Origin of the sequence: Kosakonia sp., from assembly GCF_032052965.1 — a bacterium.
Lineage (GTDB): Bacteria > Pseudomonadota > Gammaproteobacteria > Enterobacterales > Enterobacteriaceae > Kosakonia.
The window spans coordinates 94,096-112,882 of the sequence record NZ_DAMBVN010000013.1; the positions used below are offsets into that span (position 1 = coordinate 94,096).

The following is an 18,787-nucleotide window of genomic DNA, read 5'->3' on the forward strand; positions in this document are numbered from 1 at the left end:
TTAACCCAATGTTCTACTTCGCCTTCCCGCCCTCTGAAGGAACATTATGTTACGTCACAGCCTCTTAACCGCCGGGTTGCTGCTCGGCACGTCTGCCCTTGCTGCACCCGCCGGGGATTTACCCTTGATGCCGTGGCCGGCACATGTTGAACGTCCGGCGACGCAGGGAAGCCTGGTACTTGATAATGCGCTGTCGGTGCGCGTCCAGGGCGACGATCTGGGTGATGCCGTGAGTCGACTACGTGCGCGTATTGCACGCCAGACCGGCTGGACGCTCCAGCCGCAAGCAGACCACCCGAACACCGCCACCATCACGATCGCCATTGCCCATAAAGTACCCGCACAGCCGATGCCGGATAGCGATGAAAGCTACACCCTGAACGTGGACGCCAGTGGTGTGGCAATCGCGGCAAACACACGCTTCGGCGCGCTACGCGCAATGGAAACGCTGCTGCAACTGATACAAAACGGTGCAGAAAATACCGCGCTGCCATGGGTTACCATTCATGATGCGCCGCGTTTTCCGTGGCGTGGTTTACTGCTCGACTCGGCCCGTCATTTTGTGCCCGTCGAAGACATCAAACGCCAGATTGACGGTATGGCGGCGGCAAAACTGAACGTCCTGCACTGGCATTTAACCGACGATCAAGGCTGGCGCTTCAGCTCGAAGCGCTACCCCAAACTGACCCAACTCGCCAGCGATGGGCAGTGGTACAGCGAAGATCAAATGCGCGATGTGGTGCGTTATGCCATGGCGCGCGGTATTCGTGTGGTGCCGGAAATCGACATGCCGGGGCATGCATCGGCCATTGCGGTGGCTTACCCGGAGCTGATGAGTGCGCCAGGGCCTTACACAATGGAACGTCACTGGGGCGTACTGAAACCGGTGCTGGATCCGACAAAAGCGGCAACATACGCTTTTGCTGAGACAATGATCAGCGAACTGGCCGCGATCTTTCCCGATCCTTACCTGCATGTTGGCGGCGATGAGGTGGATGACACGCAATGGAAGAACAATGCGGCGATCCAGCAATTTATGCAGCAAAACGCGCTGGCCGACAGCCATGCGTTGCAGGCCTATTTCAACCGCAAACTGGAAACACTCCTCGAAAAACACCACCGCCAGATGGTTGGCTGGGATGAGATTTACCACCCTGATCTGCCGAAGCGTATTTTGATCCAATCCTGGCAAGGGCAGGATGCGCTGGGCGAGGTAGCGAAACAGGGTTACAAAGGTATCCTTTCGACAGGTTTTTATCTCGATCAGCCGCAGTACACGGCTTATCACTACCGCAATGAAATTGTGCCGCAAGGGTTGAACGGTGTGGATACGCTCACCGATAACGACAGTGCCCAGAGCTGGGCGTTTTCGATGCCGCGCCTGAAAGGAAGCCCGGTCGAAGGGAGTTTTACGCTGGTGAAAGGCCGGGAAGGCTGGCGCGGCTTTATTGATTTTAAAGGGAAATCGCGGCGCGCTGTGCAGAACATTCACTGGTACAGCGACCATCATGTCACGTTTACCGTCGACAGCTGGATGGGCGAAACCCGACCGGTGATCACCATTAACGAGAACAACATCGGCGGCTATTTCCTGCTGGGCAATACGCGTTACCCCATCTCCGGTATGCGGTTGGATGCGGTACCCGACGGGAAGCCTCCCGTGGTGCCGGACGCCAGTCAACAGGCGAACCTGCTGGGGGGCGAAGCGGCGCTGTGGGCGGAAAACGTCGTGGCGCCCGTACTGGATATCAAACTGTGGCCGCGCGCGTTTGCGGTGGCAGAGCGCTTGTGGTCGGCGCAGGATGTGAACGATATCGACAATATGTACACCCGCCTGCAAGCGATGGACAGCTGGTCCACGGTTTCGGTTGGTCTGCAGCAGCATAGCCAGCAACTCGCGCAGTTTACCCGTCTGGCGAACAGTGCCGATACGGTGCCGCTACAAATCCTCGCCCAGGCGATTGAACCGGCGCATTACTACACGCGCCAGCATCTGAAATTCCAGGCGGGCAATTACCATCAGTTTGAGCCGCTTAACCGTTTTGCCGATGCGCTGGCTGCAGAGAGCTATACCGTGCGGCAGATGAATAAATGGGCCGAGCGACTGGTCAGCGATGCAGAAGATAGCGAAAGTGCCGATGCACTGCGCCATATCTTCAACCGTTGGCAGAACAATACCAGCGATGCGCTGGCGCTCAGCACCAGCAACGCGCTGTTAAAACCGATGCAGCCGGTAATAACCGAGGTCGACAAACTGGCAGCGATTGGCCTGCGGCTGACGGATCTGGTGGCGAGGCAGGGAACGCTGGATGAGGGCGAAATTACCGCGATTCAGAATGAGCTGGATAATGCGGCGAAGACCCAGGATGAAGTGGTGATTGCCGCCGTCGTACCGCTGGAAACACTGCTGCGGGCAACACATAACCGATAATAAAAGAGCCGGACAGCGAGTGAGTATGTCCGGCTCTGAAGAGCGCAGGCCTGATGACGGAACCGCCATCAGGCCCGTGTCTTAACGGCGTACAGCAATGGCTTCGATTTCGATCTTCACATCTTTCGGCAGACGTGCCACTTCCACGCAGGAGCGCGCCGGGAACGCGGCATTGTGCTCAGTAAAGAACGCTTCGTAGGTGGCGTTTACGGTCGCGAAATCATTAAGATCTTTGACGAACACTGTGGTTTTCACAATGTCGCCCACTTTCAGACCCGCCGCTTCGACGATTGCTTTCACGTTTTCCAGCGACTGACGCGCCTGTGCTGCGATGTCGTCCGGCACGCTACCCGTTTTCGGATCAACCGGGATCTGACCGGAAGTAAGGATCATATTGCCAAGATCAACAGCCTGCACATACGGGCCGATAGCTGCTGGTGCATTTTCCGTCGCGATAACTTTGGTCATAATAGTTCCTGAATGACTACAAATAGGGGTTCCTGCTCATTATAGGGAGGGCGTACCCCAATACCAACCGCAATTAGTTCGCCAGCACCACATGGTGCGAGAACTCTTTCTCACAGTATTTGCACTTCAGCGCGATATCGTCCGCCCGTTTTTTCACGGCGAAGCTGGAGAAGACCGGCTCCGCGTGGCTGATGCAGTTACTGTTCGGGCACACCAGCACGCCGACAATATGATCCGGCAGACTCGGGCGCGATTTACCCACAACTTCGTAATCGTCAATACGGTTTACCGTGGCGTGCGGGGCATACAGTGCTAACTGATTAACCTGCTCGGCGGTCAGAAAGGTGTTTTCAATTTTAATCAAATCCTTACGGCCCATCTCGCCCGATGGCAGATTCAGGCCGATGGTGATGCGTTGATCGGTTTCGGTCAGTTTGAACAGCGTCAGCAGCTTAAAGCCGACCCGTGCCGGAATATGGTCAATCACGGTGCCGCATTTGATGGCTTCGACCTGCAGTTTATTATCGTGAGTCATTGTCATTCTCCCTTACAGAGCCAAATCGCGATTGAGAACCAGCGCCAGCAGTGCCTGGCGGGCGAAAATACCGTTACCGGCTTGCTGGAAATACCAGGCGTGCGGCGTTTTATCCACATCGGTGGTGATTTCATCAACACGCGGCAGTGGGTGCAGCACTTTCATATTGCTGCGCGCCCCGGTCAGGTCGCTGGCGCGCAGCACAAACTGCGCTTTAACGTTGGCGTATTCCGACGGGTCGAGGCGCTCTTTCTGCACGCGGGTCATATACAGGATATCGACGTCTGCCATCACCTCTTCGATGCTGGCGTGTACGCTCCAGGCCATGCCTTTCTCATCCAGCATGTCGAGGATGTACTGCGGCATTGCCAGCGCATCCGGCGCGATAAAGTAGAAACGGTTACCGCTGAACTTGGCCAGCGCCTGCGCCAGCGAGTGCACGGTACGGCCATACTTCAGGTCGCCGACCATCGCGATATGAAGATTTTCCAGGCGGCCCTGCGTTTCCTGAATGGTAAACAGATCCAGCAAGGTTTGCGTCGGGTGCTGGTTTGCGCCGTCGCCTGCGTTCAGGACCGGAATGCCGCCAGAAAACTCCGTGGCCAGTCGTGCCGCACCTTCCTGTGGGTGTCGCATCACAATAGCGTCCACATAGGTGCTGATCACCGAGATGGTGTCTGCCAGCGTTTCACCTTTCTTGCCAAGCGAGGTGTTGCTGCTGTCAGAGAAACCGACGACGCTGGCGCCGAGTCGGTGCATCGACGTTTCGAAAGAGAGACGCGTGCGGGTAGAGGCTTCAAAGAAACAACTGGCGATCACTTTATGCTTCAGCAGTTCTGGCTGGGGGTTAGCCTTCAGGCGTGCTGCGGTGTCGAGTACCAGTTCCAGTTCTTCGCGGCTGAGATCGTTTATGGAAATGATATGTTTTTGATACAGCGGGTTAGCCATGTTTATCTCCTGACGACTGCGCAAAAAAAAAGCCCCTCAATAGAGGGGCTGTGGAATACGGTGAGCAACGGGAAAGAAAAACGGCAGGTCAGCGCCCTTTTTCAGGCGCGGTAAGACAGTTTGTCGTACACACTTGACCATGCATCCTCCCGGCAAATTGTCCCGGATTATACGCAGCTGTTTTTGCGGATCAAGCGAATGATGCACATTTTAATCATGGCAAACGGTTCTCTATGAATATAAATGCGTTTTAAGTAAATATTTTATTTGCTTGTACACCAGCGCAGTGCGTGCGACCTCACGCGGAGCGACCCAGACAATGCTGCTGCCGGCCACCACCCCGAGCACGCCGGATAACTGCTGGTAATCCAGAATCCGAGCCACGGCGCGGCCATAGCCTGCCGCCGTATGGATAAGGATAAATTCGCTATTGTGCTCGACGCTGACCACCATTTCAGATACCGATCTGGCGGCATCCGGCGCGGGACGTGACTGCGGATTTACCGAATAAATTTTTTGCCCTTTTGCGTTGCGAATTTTAATCACGCCGAGCAATTTCAACAGACGGGAAACGGTAGACTGGCTGATACTGTCAAAACCGCGATCCTGCAGATCGCGGCGAATTTCCTCCTGCGAGAGGTAGCTTTTTTCGCTGATCAGACGCTGGCAAACCTCCAGCTGTAGCTGCTCTTTTGCAGAATAATCTCCATATTCGTTCATGTTATTTTTCCCATTGATGTGCCAACAGCCCGGCAATACAGTGCAACCGGGCCTACATAAACCTGACTGTAGGCCAGATAAGCACAGCGTCATCCGGTACGCTACAGCAGGGCGCCAAGGCTCAACGCCGCCATGATCAGAACAGTCAGGATCGCCAGCAGCGGTGCCACCCATTTCAGGTAACGCACATAGGGAACATGAGCAATCGCCAGACCGCCCATCACCACCGCGGAGGTGGGCGTGACCAGATTGACAAGGCCAGATGCCGATTGATAGGCCGTGACCACCAGGTCGCGGTTGACGTTAGCGAAATCAGCCAGCGGCGCCATGATCGGCATCGTCAGAACCGCCAGCCCGGATGAAGAAGGCACAAGAAACGACAGCACCACCTCCAGCCAGTACATCACGTTGATAAACGCAATCGTGGATAACCCGCTGACCATGCCCTCTGCGCTGTGCAGAATCGTGTGAGTAATCATTCCCTTATCCATGATCACCACGATGCCGCGCGCAATGCCAATAATCAGTGCCACGCCCAGCAAGTCCCGCGCACCGTTGATAAAGGTGGACGTCAGCTCCTCTTCACTCATTCTGGCAATAACGCCAATAATAATCGCACTGGCGAGAAACACCGCCGAGATCTCCGCCATCCACCAGCCGCGCACCGAAACGCCGTAAATCATCACCGCGAAAGCCAGCACAAAAATCATCAGGATAATTTTTCGTACCGGCGTAAACGCCAGCGACTGTGCCGATTTATTGCCGAGAAACCAGGCCCGGTCTTCTTCCTGCTTGTCGGCGACTATTGATAGCGCCGGGTTACTCCGCACTTTTCGCGCGTAACGCATCACCCACGCCACGCAGACTAGCCAGCCAGTTAATAACATAACAACACGCAGGATCATGCCGTGGGTAAAGGGGATCCCGGCGGCGTTGGCGGCAATCACCGTGGCAAAGGGGTTGATGGTCGAACCGAGTGTACCAATCCCCGCGCCGAGCAGGATGGTCGAGGCCGCAACCACTGGATCGAACCCGGCAGCCAGCATCACCGGCACCAGCAACGTATAGAACGGTAACGACTCTTCCGCCATACCGTAGATGGTGCCGCCTGCGGCGAAGAGCGCCATCAGAATCGGGATCATCCACTCTTCACGCCCGCGCAGACGGGTAGTGACGCGCTCAATACCGGCATCGATCGCCCCTGTTTTGGTGACGATGCCCAGAAAACCGCCGATGATCAGAATAAATAACGCCACATCAATGGCGCCCGCCTGGCCGCTCACGGGATCGTAGAGACCGCTGATTGGCGCCATGATCACCGCAATCAGCCCTTGTGGATGGGCCGCAACGTGCGCATAGGTTCCGGCAATGGGCACCTCTTTACCGAGCGCCGGGTTCATTGCCATTTGATACTGCCCGGCGGGGATCACCCAGCTTAGTGCTGCAACAGCGGCAATCAGACAAAAGAGAATGGTGTAAGCGGAAGGGAATTTGAACTTGCCCATGATGTTCTCCGTAGCCCCGGCGCACCCGTGGCGCGCCGGGTGAAGGTTAGTCGCCGAGTGTTGCCACCATGACCGCTTTAATGGTGTGCATACGGTTTTCTGCTTCGTCAAAGACGATAGAGGCAGGGGACTCAAACACCTCTTCGGTGACTTCCAGCCCTTTCAACCCGTACGCCATTTCAATTTCACTGCCCACTTTGGTGTGCTCGTTGTGGAACGCGGGCAGACAGTGCATAAATTTGACGTTAGGGTTGCCGGTCGCTTTCACTACGGCGGCATTGATCTGATAGGGTTTCATCAGGCTGACGCGTTCAGACCAGGCTTCTTTCGGCTCACCCATCGACACCCAGACGTCGGTGTAAAGAAAATCAACGCCCTGAACGCCTTCCTCCACATCATCGGTGAGCATAATGCGAGCGCCGGTCTGCTGCGCAATGTCGCGGCAATGGGCAACCAGCGTCTCTTCCGGCCAGAAGGACTTCGGTGCCACCAGGCGGATATCCATCCCCATTTTTGCCGCCCCCACCATCAGCGAGTTACCCATGTTGTTACGGGCGTCGCCCAGATAGGCAAAACTCAAATCTTGCAGGGACTTACCGGGCGCATGCTCCAGCATGGTCATCAGATCGGCGAGGATCTGCGTGGGGTGGAACTCGTTGGTTAAGCCGTTCCATACCGGCACGCCAGCATATTGCCCCAGCTCTTCCACGATCGCTTGCCCGTAACCGCGATATTCAATGCCGTCATACATCCGGCCCAGTACGCGTGCAGTGTCCTTCATTGATTCTTTATGGCCAATTTGTGAACCGCTTGGCCCGAGATAAGTCACCTGTGCGCCCTGATCGAAAGCACCAACTTCAAACGCGCAACGGGTGCGGGTAGAGGTTTTTTCAAAGATCAGCGCAATGTTTTTGCCGACCAGTGTTTTCTTTTCTCGCCCGGCTTTTTTGTCGGCTTTTAGCGTAATGGCCAGATCGATCAGGTGTTGGATCTCGGCCGGTGTGTAGTCCAGCAGTTTAAGAAAGTTACGGTTTTTCAGCGTGATAGTCATTTCAGTGTCCTTATGAAATCAGTTACGAATCAGAGTGCCTTTATCCCCGGCGAGGATGGAAAGGCCATCGGCCAGTGCGCCGATCCCGGCGATGCCGTTGCAGGCTTCAACGAACTGGCGACAGGCGGCGACTTTGGGGCCCATCGAACCGGCGTCGAAGGTCATTTCTTTCAAAACCGCGGGTGAGATTTGCGCCAGCGGGCGCTGCGTCGGTTTTCCCCAATCGAGATAGACAGCGTCGGCATCGGTCAGGATCAGCAGGGCATCGGCTTCGATCTGGCGTGCCAGTAGCGCGGCGGAGAGGTCTTTGTCGATCACGGCTTCAATACCGTGGTAGCCGTTGGCGTTTTCCACCACCGGCACGCCGCCACCGCCGTTACAGATCACCAGATGGTCTCGCTGGATCAGCGCCATAATGGCGTCGCTTTCTACAATGCGTTTGGGTTGTGGAGAGGGAACAACGCGACGGAAATAACGCCCGTCGGCTTTGAACAACCAGCCTTTTTCGTGCTGTAACGCATTCGCCTGCGCTTCGCTATAAACCGGGCCGATATATTTGGTCGGGTTGCGGAATGCCGGATCGGCTGCATCCACTTCGACCTGTGTGAGCAGGACGCTCACTTCACGCTGTGGCAGCTGATTTTTCAGTGCCTGTTGCAGCATGTAGCCAATCATTCCCTGGCTTTCCGCTCCCAGAATGTCGAGCGGGTAGGGTGTCACTTTGTCATAGGCACTATTTTGCAGCGCCAGCAAGCCGACTTGCGGCCCGTTGCCGTGCACCAGCACCACGTTCCATTGCCCGGTCAGCGCGGCGATGGTGCGGGCGGCAAGATCGATGTTCTGCCTTTGGATTGCCGCTTCAAGAGGTTCGCCACGTTTGAGTAGTGCATTGCCGCCGAGAGCGACAACCAGCGTCGGTTTTCTGTCCATGATGGCTCCTTTAAATTCCGTCTCGTTCCAGCGGGCAACTCATGCAGCGTGCGCCGCCGCGCCCGCGTCCCAGTTCGTCGCCGGGGATTGGCAGAACAGTGATCCCCGCTTTGTCGTATTTTTCGTTGGTCCAGATGTTGCGTTCATAGCCCACCACCACACCTGGGCGCAGCGTCAGGACATTGTTGGCGTCGTTCCACTGTTCGCGCTCCGCTTCAAAGGCATCACCGCCGGTGGTGATCAAACGGACCTGATCAATGCCGAGGGCTTTTTCAATGGCGTGCAATAAGTCCTGTTCCTGGGTGCGTTGCAGGCCGCCACGCCCGTCCGGGGTGAGCGTCCAGCACTGGGCGTCTTTGCGTACCACTTCGGGGTAAACAGAGAAAACGTCGACATCGATATGTGTCATTACCGTATCGAGGTGCATGCAGGACCGGTGCTTCGGCAGTTCTACGGCGATAACGCGCTCTGCCTGACGGTGTTTAAACAGGCTGTTGGCAAGAAACTCGACGCCCTGCGGCGTGGTGCGTTCCGACAGGCCAATTAATACCGCGCCGCGACCAATGACTAAAACATCGCCGCCTTCGAGAGTGGCATGGTCATAATTAATATTTTCATCGCCGAAATATTTAATAAAATCACCCCCGGCGAAGGCCGGGTGCCAGCGATATATTGCGCGGAGATTATTGGTTTCGCGTTGACGGGCTGTTTTAGCCATCGGATTAATCGACACACCGTTATAAATCCAGCATGAGGTATCGCGGGTAAATAAATGGTTAGGCAGCGGCTTCATAATAAAATCATTGGCTGTGTGGGTATCAACAACCATATTTTTAATCATTGCCGGAATTTCACCATAAGTCAGGCCACCGCTCAGTCGCCGCGCCAGTTCGCGGTGCGGCATATCCGCCAGCCAGCTTCGCACATCACCAGCGAAGGTTGGCCCGAGTCGATAATCAGAGATTTGCATCTCCAGTAGCCAGGCTTTTGCTTCTGCTATATCAAGCGTTTGTGTTAGCAAGTCGGTTAACAGCAGGACTTCAACACCCTGTTCGCGCAGCGTGTTAGCAAAAATATCATGTTCGGCACCGGCCCGCTCCACCGATAAAACATCATCAAAGAGCAACTCCTGACAATTAGACGGGGTTAAGCGTTTCAGGCTTAAATTTGGGCGGTGCAACATGACACTACGTAATTGACCTATTTCAGAACCGACGTAATGCTTTTCCATAATTATTCCTTTAACTGTTTTTAAGAATAAAAAGGGGGCGCGCCATGTAAATGCATTAATTTCATGGCGGGGTAAATTCAATTAATTTTCACGGTTAATAGTAGATGTGACTGGAATTAAAAATGTGACATGGCTCACGTCGAAATGGCGACAGAATGCTTTGTTTTCGAATGCATGATTCGTATCAGAGAATAGTAATTTAGCCGTAATATAAGGATGAATGCCTACGCGTTAATGCGTGTAATTATTTATGGTTGTTATGAGTATGTGGTGATTGATTGATTTTTATTATTATTTAACCAATTGATTTTTAATGTATTATCGGTTCTTGATACATAGATATGCATTAAAGGGAATACAATATTCTTTCCCTGAACATTCGTCAGGGATAATTATTGTATTTATGCAGAAATAAACGGGATGATAAAATGTGATGTGCCAGCATGTTTTTTGATAAAACTTTAATTATCAATGCATTGTGGTACAAGCCACCGTTAATCATTTCTGGCTTTATGCAGGATTACTGCATAAATGCGGCCTGCGCTTTAACAGCCAATTAACATCATTTCCAATAACTATGCGCTGTAACAAATCTCCTGCAAAAAAGGGTGGTAGGGGCGCGGGAATTTTCGTATAAACATGAGAAATGAAACAGTGTTTTATATCGAGGGTTTGAACAATGATCGTTGGCAATATTCACCATTTACAGTCCTGGTTGCCGCAGGAGCTGCGCCAGGCTATCGAGCATATTAAGCAGCATGTTACCGATGCAACGCCGGTGGGTAAGCATGATATCGACGGTAGCCGTTTGTTTTATCTGGTATCAGAAGATATGACACAACCGTTTGTTGAACGTCGCGCGGAGTATCACGCCCGGTATCTTGATATTCAGATCGTGCTGAAAGGGCAGGAGGGGATGACATTCAGTACGCAGCCCGCGGGCGCGCCGGACACCGACTGGCTGGCAGACAAAGACATCGCCTTTTTGCCGGAAGGGGTGCAGGAAAAGACCGTGGTGCTGAACGAAGGCGACTTTGTTGTGTTCTATCCGGGCGAAGTGCATAAACCGCTGTGTGCAGTGAACACGCCTGCACAGGTACGCAAAGTGGTTGTGAAACTGCTGGTGGGCTAAAAATGGCGGCCCGGTAGCGTTGCGCACACCGGGCCTGTAAAGGTTATTGGCTCAGAGTTGCTACCATTACCGCTTTGATGGTGTGCATGCGGTTTTCCGCCTGGTCAAACACAATGCTTGCCGGGGATTCGAACACCTCGTCGGTCACTTCCATTCCGCCGTGTAAACCAAACTCTTCCGCCATTTTTTTGCCAAGCGTGGTTTGATCATCATGGAATGCGGGCAGGCAATGCAGGAATTTCACCTGCGGGTTGCCGGTCAGCGACAGCATTTTGCTGTTGACCTGGTAGGGGCGCAGCAGCGCAATACGTTCCGCCCACTTCTCTTTGGCTTCTCCCATCGACAACCAGACATCGGTATAGATGAAATCCGCACCCTTCACGCCTGCAGCGATATCTTCCGTCAGGGTAATATTGCCGCCGTTTTTGATTGCCAGCGCCTGGCATTCCGCCACCAGGCTGGCATTCGGCCAACAGGCTTTTGGCGCGACCAGACGTAAGTCCAGCCCCACCAGCGCTGCAGCCTCCAGCATGGAGTTACCCATGTTGTTGCGCGCATCGCCCGCATAGACCAGCGTCATCTGGCTGAACGGTTTACCCGGCAGATGCTCACGCATCGTTAACAGATCCGCCAGCAACTGTGTTGGGTGAAACTCATCGGTTAATCCATTCCAGACCGGCACGCCGGCATACTGCGCCAGTGTTTCAACGATCGGCTGGCCGTAGCCGCGATACTGAATGCCGTCATACATCCGGCCCAGTACGCGCGCGGTATCTTTAATTGACTCTTTATGCCCAATCTGACTGCCGCTTGAGCCGAGATACGTTACGCGGGCACCCTGATCAAATGCGGCAACTTCGAAAGAGCATCGTGTACGGGTTGAGTCTTTTTCGAAGATGAGCGCGATGTTTTTGCCGGTAAGCTTCTGGACTTCCTGGCCTTTTTTCTTGTCAGCCTTCAGTTGAGAGGCAAGTTGCAGCAGGGAATTGATTTCCGCAGAGGTAAAATCGAGTAATTTTAAGAAGTGTTTTTGATAAAAAGAAGACATGTTTTCCTCACATGGCAAAGGCCACTAGTTGAATTAAAATTCAATTTATATGTATGAATATGCATTTGCAACCCCGGGAAAGAAATCTTTTCTGCAGAGAGTGGAGGCATTGACGGCGGTGTGTGACAATAAGTGTATCTGCCACATTATGAGGAACGAGCCATGGCGAACCCGGAACACCTGGAAGAACAGCGCGAAGAGACGCGTTTGATTATTGAAGAATTGCTGGAAGACGGCAGCGATCCTGACGCGCTTTACACCATTGAGCATCACCTGTCGGCAGACGACTTTGAGACGCTGGAAAAAGCGGCGGTTGAAGCGTTCAAACTGGGTTACGAAGTGACCGAGCCGGAAGAGCTGGAGCTGGAAGAGGGCGACGTCGTGATCTGTTGCGATGTGCTGAGCGAAAGTGCATTGAATGCCGATCTGATCGATGCGCAGGTTGAGCAGTTGCTGAATCTGGCCGAGAAGTTCGACGTCGAATATGACGGGTGGGGCACTTACTACGAAGATCCGAACGCCGAAGAAGGCGACGAGGATGATGATGACGAGTACCTCGACGAAGAAGATGATGGAGTACGTCACTGATGACCGTTGCGGCAGCCCAGGCTGCCGCATAGCAAGGAATAGCCATGGATTACCTGCAAATACTCGCCCCTGTTTCAGCCTTCCTTCACTGCCCGACACCGCAATCCTGGATAGACAAAGCCCGCGATCCGGCAATGCTACCGCTGCTCTTAACCGATCATATGGTGTGCGAGCTGAAAGCCGCGCAAACCGCGATGTTGCTGGTGCGCAAATATGTGGCGGATAAAAGCGGTGCAGATGCGCTGCTGGCGTGGCTGAAACCCTATGAAGCATTCACCTTTCGCGAAGGGCCGGAGCCGGACTTTGTTGCACTGCATAAGCAAATCAGCAAAAGCGTCATGCCGCAGACTGATGACGCCTGGGGCCAACAACTTATCGACAGCATGGTGTTGTTGATTAAAGAAGAGCTGCACCACTTCTGGCAAGTGCGCGAAGCGATGCAGGCCCGTCACATTCCCTACGTGAAAATCACAGCCAGCCGCTATGCCAAAGGGATGCTGAAAGAAGTTCGCACCCATGAGCCGCTGACGCTGGTCGATAAATTAATTTGCGGGGCTTATATTGAAGCCCGTTCTTGTGAGCGTTTTGCGGCTCTGGCACCGTGGCTGGAAGAGGATTTGCGCAAGTTCTATTTGTCGCTGTTGCGCTCCGAGGCGCGCCATTACCAGGATTACCTGACGCTGGCGCAGGCGATTTCAACGGTGGATATTGCCCCGCGTGTACGCCATTTCGGTGAGGTGGAAGCGTTGCTTATCACGACGCCGGATTCGGAGTTTCGTTTTCACAGCGGTGTGCCGGTGTAATACTGCGCGCTGCGCTATTACAGCGTTTTCAACATCCGAACTTCGCAGTCCACGTGGCCGGTACAACCCAGCGGCCCGTCGATATGCTCAAACCCTAAATGCTCATACAGGCCGATGGCATCGGTAAGAAAGGCGGTGGTTTCCAGATAACAGCGTTTGAATCCCTGAATGCGGGCGTGTTCCAGTGCCATGTGCGCCAGTTTTTTCGCCAGGCCCTGGCCGCGTGCGGCGGGCAGGAAATACATCTTCTGCAATTCGCAGATGTCCGGTTCGCTGCATTTGAGCGGCGCAACGCCGCCTCCGCCTACGACATTGCCGTTTTGTTCCACAACCCAGTACGCACAGCCAGGTCGGCTGTAAAGCTGATAGAGCTCGTCCAGTTCCGGGTCGGCAACGGTGTAGCCTTTATCGGCGGTAAGGCCATATTCCGCCGAAACCTGACGGATCACCGAGGCGATAGCTGCGTTGTCTGTCGCAGCAATCCGGCGCATTTTTACCTCTACCGGCGCGGTCACATTCATTTCTGCACTCTGTTTTTGTGGGGATAACGTGATCCTGCTTAATACCACTACAGAAACCTTCTGGCAAGACCAGGAATATTGGGCGCTATATTTTAGCCTTAACTAATCTAAAATAAATTGTGGAGATAACCCTGCCGCAATATTGTTGTGGTGTACTTTTTTATGTCTCTTTTACGATAAGGATTGTTATGACTTCCGAAACTCCTGGTTCCGCGGCCACGCCTGTGCGTCGTTTTCTTTTTCAAGGCAGTGGTAAAGGCTATTTCTTGGTGTGGCTGGTAAATATTCTGCTTACCTTAGTAACGTTGGGGTTATATTTGCCCTGGGCGTTAGTACGCGCGCGCCGTTATTTTTACGAAAATACCGAACTCGCTGGTGCCCGTTTTTCTTACCATGCCACCGGGCGCTCTATTTTCGTGGGCTGGCTGTGTCTGCTGGTACTGTATGCGATTTTCTTTATTAACGTTGCGTATGAAAACATCGCTCTGCAACTCTGTATGATTGCGCTGTTCCTGATTTTCTTCCCGTGGTTGATCACGCAGGGGCTGCGTTATCAGATGTTGATGACGGAAATCAACGGCGTACGTTTTAACTTTTATGCCAGCCCGCTTCGCGCCTGGTGGGTAATGATGGGGTGCCCGCTGCTGATTATTATCGCATCGGTGGTCGTGTTCTCTTTCTTTACCACATCGGCATTAAGTAGTGACTCATATGGCGCTATTGCTACGCTAATTGGCATCGGTATGTTGGTATTACTGCTGGGCATTGCCATTATGCAAGGTGTATATGCTGCGCAGTGGTTCGGTATGCTGATAAATAATCTGCAATACGGCAAACTGAAATTCTCCGGCGAGATTTCAATGAAAAAATGCATCACCATTGTGGTGCTGTCGATGTTGCTGTTCGTGCCGTTTATCGTGCTGGTTATGGTGCTGGTCGTTCCGTCATTTATTACGTTGCAAGAGTATGCCTACGCAGCGGGCGGCGATCCGGAGCAATTAGCCATGATGATGGGGCCGCTGTATGGCAAATTAATGCTGAGCTACCTGATTTATATCGCCGGGGCGATTGTCTGCTTCCTGTTCGCGTTTGTGAAACTGCGTGCTTACATTTACGGGCAACTGGTTCTGGAAGGGGGGATTCGTTTCTCTTCTACGGTCGGCATCGGTCGCATGTTCTGGATCTCCATCTCTAACATGCTGGTGTGCTTCATTACGCTGTTCCTGGCCTGGCCGTGGGCAAAAGTGCGTATGACCCGTTACTTGCTGGAAAATACCCTTGTACATGGCGATCTGGAAGCTGTCACGCTTGAAGATCACGGCGTGCAACCGGCCAAAGATCCGGCAAACCTGCTGGCGCGTGGTCTGTCGTTCTATCCGGCAGCGTTTTAATCTGCGTGTATTGCGCAGGGCTTTTTCGTCCTGCCAATAAAAAAACCGGGCATATAGCCCGGTTTTTTCTTTAACGCAGAGTGATTACAGCGCGGCGATAACGGCCTGTTGCTCAATCAACTTCGCTTTGGCTTCTGCATACCCTTCCAGCTTCTCACGCTCTTTCGCAATCACCGCTTCCGGTGCGCGAGCAACAAAGCCTTCATTGCCGAGTTTGCTTTCGATGCGGCCAATTTCTTGCTCCACTTTCGCCACTTCTTTTGCCAGACGCGCCAGCTCAGTCTCTTTATCGATAAGACCAGCCATTGGGATCAGTAACTCTGCGCCATCAACGATCTTGGTAACCGATACCGGGCCTTTATCGTTGTCAGCGAGCAGGGTGATGTTCTCCAGGCGCGCCAGCGTTTGCAGGAAGCTGAGGTTATCGTTCACACGACGTTTAACCTCTTCGCTTGCGCTACGCAGCAGCAGCTCCAGCGGTTTACCCGGGGAGATGTTCATCTCAGCACGGATATTACGTACTGCGATGATCGCCTGCTTCAGCCATTCGGTATCCGCCAGCGCTTTCTCGTCAACCTGAGCGGCGTCGTATTGCGGGAACGGCTGCAGCATGATGGTGTCTGCAGTAATGCCTTTCAGCACTTTCACGCGCTGCCAGATCGTTTCCGTGATAAACGGAATGATCGGATGCGCAAGACGCAGCAGACCTTCCAGCACGGTAACCAGCGTATGGCGGGTACCGCGCAGTTCCGCGTCAGAACCGCCATTCATAACCGGTTTGGTCAGCTCAAGGTACCAGTCACAGAACTGGTTCCACGTGAACTCGTACAGGATGCCTGCTGCAATGTCGAAGCGGTAGTTATCCAGCGCATCACGGTAAGCTTTAATGGTCTGGTTGAATTCAGCGAGGATCCAGCGATCTGCCAGCGACAGCACTTTTTCGCCGCCGTTAAAGCCACAATCCTGATCTTCGGTGTTCATCAGCACAAAGCGGCTGGCGTTCCACAGCTTGTTACAGAAGTTACGGTAACCTTCCAGGCGCTTCATATCCCAGTTGATATCGCGTCCGGTAGATGCCAGCGCCGCTAGCGTGAAGCGCAGGGCATCGGTGCCATGCGGTTCAATGCCGTCCGGGAACTGTTTCTCGGTGCGCTTGCGGATTTTCTCCGCCAGTTGCGGCTGCATCATGTTGCCGGTGCGTTTTTCCAACAGATCCGCCAGCGAAATACCGTCCACCATATCCAGCGGGTCAATCACGTTGCCCTTGGATTTGGACATCTTCTGGCCTTCGTCATCGCGGATAAGGCCCGTCATGTAGACGGTCTTAAACGGCACCTGCGGTTTGCCATTCTCATCTTTGATAAAGTGCATGGTCATCATGATCATGCGCGCAATCCAGAAGAAGATGATGTCGAAGCCGCTGACCATGACGCTGGTCGGGTGGAACTGACGCAGCGCGTCGGTGTTTTCCGGCCAGCCGAGGGTCGAGAAGGTCCACAGCGCAGAAGAGAACCAGGTATCGAGCACGTCTTCGTCCTGACGCAGGGCGATGTCCGCAGAGAGGTTATTCTCCTGACGCACTTCGTCTTCGCTGCGACCAACATAAACGTTGCCATCGTTGTCGTACCAGGCCGGAATACGGTGGCCCCACCACAGCTGGCGGGAGATACACCAGTCCTGAATGTCACGCATCCAGGAGAAGTACATGTTTTCGTACTGCTTCGGTACGAACTGGATATCGCCGTTTTCCACTGCTTCTACTGCCGGTTTCGCCAGTACGTCGGCACGCACGTACCACTGGTCGGTCAGCATCGGTTCAATCACCACGCCGCCGCGATCGCCATAAGGAACGGTCAGGTCGTGCGGTTTGATCTCTTCCAGCAGGCCGAGCGCGTCTACTGCGGCGACTATTGCTTTACGCGCGGCAAAACGCTCCAGTTTCTGGAAATCTGCCGGGATGTCTGCCGGGTAAACGTCGGATTCGTTACCGTTAGTGTCATATACCTGCGCGCTTTCACGGATATCGCCGTCAAAGGTCAGGATGTTGATCATCGGCAACTTGTGGCGACGACCCACTTCGTAGTCGTTAAAGTCATGCGCCGGGGTAATTTTCACGCAGCCGGTGCCTTTTTCCATGTCGGCGTGTTCATCGCCAACAATCGGAATACGGCGGTTCACCAGCGGCAGTACTACAAATTTGCCAATCAGATCTTTGTAACGCGGATCTTCCGGGTTTACCGCTACGCCGGTATCGCCGAGCAGGGTTTCCGGACGCGTGGTGGCGACGACAAGATAATCTTTACCGTCGGCGGTTTTTGCACCGTCGGCCAGCGGGTAGCGGATATGCCACATTGAGCCTTTGGACTCGCGGTTTTCCACTTCCAGATCGGAAATGGCGGTGCGCAGTTTCGGATCCCAGTTTACCAGGCGTTTGCCACGGTAAATCAGGTCTTCCTGGTACAGGCGGACAAAGACTTCTTTTACGGCATTGGATAGGCCTTCGTCCATGGTGAAGCGCTCACGCTCCCAGTCCACAGAGTTGCCAAGACGGCGCATCTGGCGGGTAATGGTGCCGCCAGATTCCGCTTTCCACTGCCAGATTTTGTCGATAAACGCTTCGCGACCGTAGTCGTGACGGGTTTTCCCTTCTTCTGCGGCAATTTTACGTTCAACCACCATCTGGGTAGCGATACCGGCATGGTCAGTCCCCGCCTGCCACAGGGTGTTTTTGCCCTGCATGCGCTGGTAACGGATCATGGTATCCATGATGGTTTGCTGGAAGGCGTGGCCCATATGCAAACTGCCGGTGACGTTCGGCGGCGGGATCATGATGCAGAAGCTTTCCTGGCTTTCATCACCGTTGGGTTTGAAATAGCCCTGCTTTTCCCACTGCTCGTACAGCGGCTGTTCGATATCTTTGGGGTTGTATGTCTTTTCCATTATTTCCAGGTTGCCGTGTTCAGGTTGAAACCGGCCACGCGGTAGGCTTTATAGCGTTCGCGCGCCAGTTGTTTCAGAGAGTCTTCATAAGGAACGAAGTCTACCACTTCTGTGAAAGCGGTGGCAAAATCTGCAAATTCCACGCGCAGGCTGATCAATACATCGCGCGGACTGCTACTGCGCTTTTGCGGCCAGGCCAGCTCGACTGGCGCACCTCCGCGTGGGCCTTCGCCCGCCAGGTTGTGCGGAACAAAGCTTTCCGGCGGACGCGCCCACAGCGCCTCATCCAGCCGAATCGCCTGTTGCTCATCAGCACAGGCGATCAACACGCGTTTGCCATTGCGCCAACGTTCTGCGGCAATCTCACACACCAGTTGTTCTACGGCGTTTAAGCCATCAACGGCGTTGTCATTGTCCAGAAGGTAGAACGTTGCATTTTTCATATATGGGGCTTTTGGTTGAGGATTTAAACGCTATATCTGTCGTCGTTGGCGTAGCCGCTTTGTCGGCTGCCTTTGCGCACCCCAGTCACAGAGGTCACTCTG

Annotated in this window: 19 protein-coding genes; 5 read left to right on the forward strand and 14 right to left on the reverse strand. The window is 53.9% G+C overall.

The features are described 5' to 3' along the window. Positions 1 to 46 precede the first annotated feature (46 nt). Positions 47 to 2,431, forward strand: a complete 2,385-nt coding sequence (locus RTX30_RS15825) for a family 20 glycosylhydrolase (protein WP_312691127.1) — start codon at positions 47 to 49, stop codon at positions 2,429 to 2,431. Between the two features lie 81 nt (positions 2,432 to 2,512). Here the strand turns inward: RTX30_RS15825 and ridA are convergent, their stop codons facing one another. The 9 genes from ridA to arcA all read right to left on the reverse strand — a co-directional run bounded on the left by ridA (position 2,513) and on the right by arcA (position 9,819). Beyond that, positions 2,513 to 2,899 (reverse strand): 2-iminobutanoate/2-iminopropanoate deaminase, encoded by a 387-nt coding sequence (gene ridA, locus RTX30_RS15830; protein ID WP_312691128.1) that lies wholly within the window; start codon positions 2,897 to 2,899, stop codon positions 2,513 to 2,515. A 73-nt stretch (positions 2,900 to 2,972) separates the two neighbouring features. Further along, a complete protein-coding gene (pyrI, locus tag RTX30_RS15835; protein WP_312691129.1) occupies positions 2,973 to 3,434 on the reverse strand; it encodes an aspartate carbamoyltransferase regulatory subunit in 462 nt (153 codons plus the stop codon). 12 nt (positions 3,435 to 3,446) lie between these two features. Next, on the reverse strand, positions 3,447 to 4,382 hold the full coding sequence (gene pyrB, locus RTX30_RS15840) for an aspartate carbamoyltransferase (RefSeq protein WP_312691130.1): 936 nt from the start codon (positions 4,380 to 4,382) through the stop codon (positions 3,447 to 3,449). 36 nt (positions 4,383 to 4,418) lie between these two features. Beyond that, positions 4,419 to 4,523 carry a pyrBI operon leader peptide gene (locus tag RTX30_RS15845; RefSeq protein WP_312691131.1) on the reverse strand — a complete coding sequence of 35 codons (105 nt, stop codon included), beginning with the start codon at positions 4,521 to 4,523 and terminating at the stop codon, positions 4,419 to 4,421. A 90-nt stretch (positions 4,524 to 4,613) separates the two neighbouring features. After that, entirely contained in the window at positions 4,614 to 5,102 is a 489-nt protein-coding gene (locus RTX30_RS15850) for an ArgR family transcriptional regulator (RefSeq protein WP_312691132.1), read from the reverse strand. A gap of 101 nt (positions 5,103 to 5,203) precedes the next feature. Further along, a complete protein-coding gene (locus RTX30_RS15855) occupies positions 5,204 to 6,607 on the reverse strand; it encodes a YfcC family protein (protein WP_312691133.1) in 1,404 nt (467 codons plus the stop codon). 46 nt (positions 6,608 to 6,653) lie between these two features. Then, the gene (gene argF / locus RTX30_RS15860; RefSeq protein WP_312691134.1) at positions 6,654 to 7,658 is read right to left on the reverse strand and encodes an ornithine carbamoyltransferase; all 1,005 of its coding nucleotides are present in this window, start codon (positions 7,656 to 7,658) and stop codon (positions 6,654 to 6,656) included. An 18-nt stretch (positions 7,659 to 7,676) separates the two neighbouring features. After that, positions 7,677 to 8,588, reverse strand: coding sequence for a carbamate kinase (gene arcC, locus RTX30_RS15865; protein ID WP_312691135.1), 912 nt, complete (start codon positions 8,586 to 8,588; stop codon positions 7,677 to 7,679). Between the two features lie 10 nt (positions 8,589 to 8,598). Beyond that, complete coding sequence (gene arcA / locus RTX30_RS15870; RefSeq protein WP_312691136.1) at positions 8,599 to 9,819, reverse strand: arginine deiminase; 1,221 nt, start codon at positions 9,817 to 9,819, stop codon at positions 8,599 to 8,601. A 679-nt stretch (positions 9,820 to 10,498) separates the two neighbouring features. Here arcA and RTX30_RS15875 point away from each other — a divergent pair. Continuing rightward, positions 10,499 to 10,951, forward strand: coding sequence for a YhcH/YjgK/YiaL family protein (locus RTX30_RS15875; protein ID WP_312691137.1), 453 nt, complete (start codon positions 10,499 to 10,501; stop codon positions 10,949 to 10,951). Between the two features lie 43 nt (positions 10,952 to 10,994). Here the strand turns inward: RTX30_RS15875 and argF (RTX30_RS15880) are convergent, their stop codons facing one another. Then, entirely contained in the window at positions 10,995 to 11,999 is a 1,005-nt protein-coding gene (gene argF, locus RTX30_RS15880) for an ornithine carbamoyltransferase (protein ID WP_312691138.1), read from the reverse strand. Continuing rightward, on the reverse strand, positions 11,969 to 12,109 hold the full coding sequence (argL, locus tag RTX30_RS22395; RefSeq protein WP_409429824.1) for a putative translational regulatory protein ArgL: 141 nt from the start codon (positions 12,107 to 12,109) through the stop codon (positions 11,969 to 11,971). Before argL ends, argF (RTX30_RS15880) begins: the two co-directional genes overlap by 31 nt. A 52-nt stretch (positions 12,110 to 12,161) precedes the next feature. Between argL and rraB the strand changes: the two genes are divergently transcribed. Next, on the forward strand, positions 12,162 to 12,587 hold the full coding sequence (rraB, locus tag RTX30_RS15885; protein WP_312691139.1) for a ribonuclease E inhibitor RraB: 426 nt from the start codon (positions 12,162 to 12,164) through the stop codon (positions 12,585 to 12,587). A 44-nt stretch (positions 12,588 to 12,631) separates the two neighbouring features. Further along, on the forward strand, positions 12,632 to 13,390 hold the full coding sequence (gene miaE, locus RTX30_RS15890; RefSeq protein WP_312691140.1) for a tRNA isopentenyl-2-thiomethyl-A-37 hydroxylase MiaE: 759 nt from the start codon (positions 12,632 to 12,634) through the stop codon (positions 13,388 to 13,390). A 17-nt stretch (positions 13,391 to 13,407) separates the two neighbouring features. On the opposite strand, the gene RTX30_RS15895 is transcribed toward miaE, so the two are convergent. After that, on the reverse strand, positions 13,408 to 13,911 hold the full coding sequence (locus RTX30_RS15895) for a GNAT family N-acetyltransferase (RefSeq protein ID WP_312691141.1): 504 nt from the start codon (positions 13,909 to 13,911) through the stop codon (positions 13,408 to 13,410). A gap of 188 nt (positions 13,912 to 14,099) precedes the next feature. On the opposite strand from RTX30_RS15895, the gene RTX30_RS15900 reads away from it, so the two are divergent. Next, on the forward strand, positions 14,100 to 15,302 hold the full coding sequence (locus RTX30_RS15900; protein WP_312691142.1) for a DUF898 family protein: 1,203 nt from the start codon (positions 14,100 to 14,102) through the stop codon (positions 15,300 to 15,302). Between the two features lie 84 nt (positions 15,303 to 15,386). Here the strand turns inward: RTX30_RS15900 and RTX30_RS15905 are convergent, their stop codons facing one another. Beyond that, positions 15,387 to 18,242: a valine--tRNA ligase gene (locus tag RTX30_RS15905; protein ID WP_312691143.1), complete on the reverse strand. Its 2,856-nt coding sequence runs from the start codon at positions 18,240 to 18,242 to the stop codon at positions 15,387 to 15,389. Continuing rightward, complete coding sequence (gene holC / locus RTX30_RS15910) at positions 18,242 to 18,685, reverse strand: DNA polymerase III subunit chi (protein ID WP_312691144.1); 444 nt, start codon at positions 18,683 to 18,685, stop codon at positions 18,242 to 18,244. The genes RTX30_RS15905 and holC overlap by 1 nt, the downstream gene beginning before the upstream one ends. Positions 18,686 to 18,787: the final 102 nt, after the last annotated feature.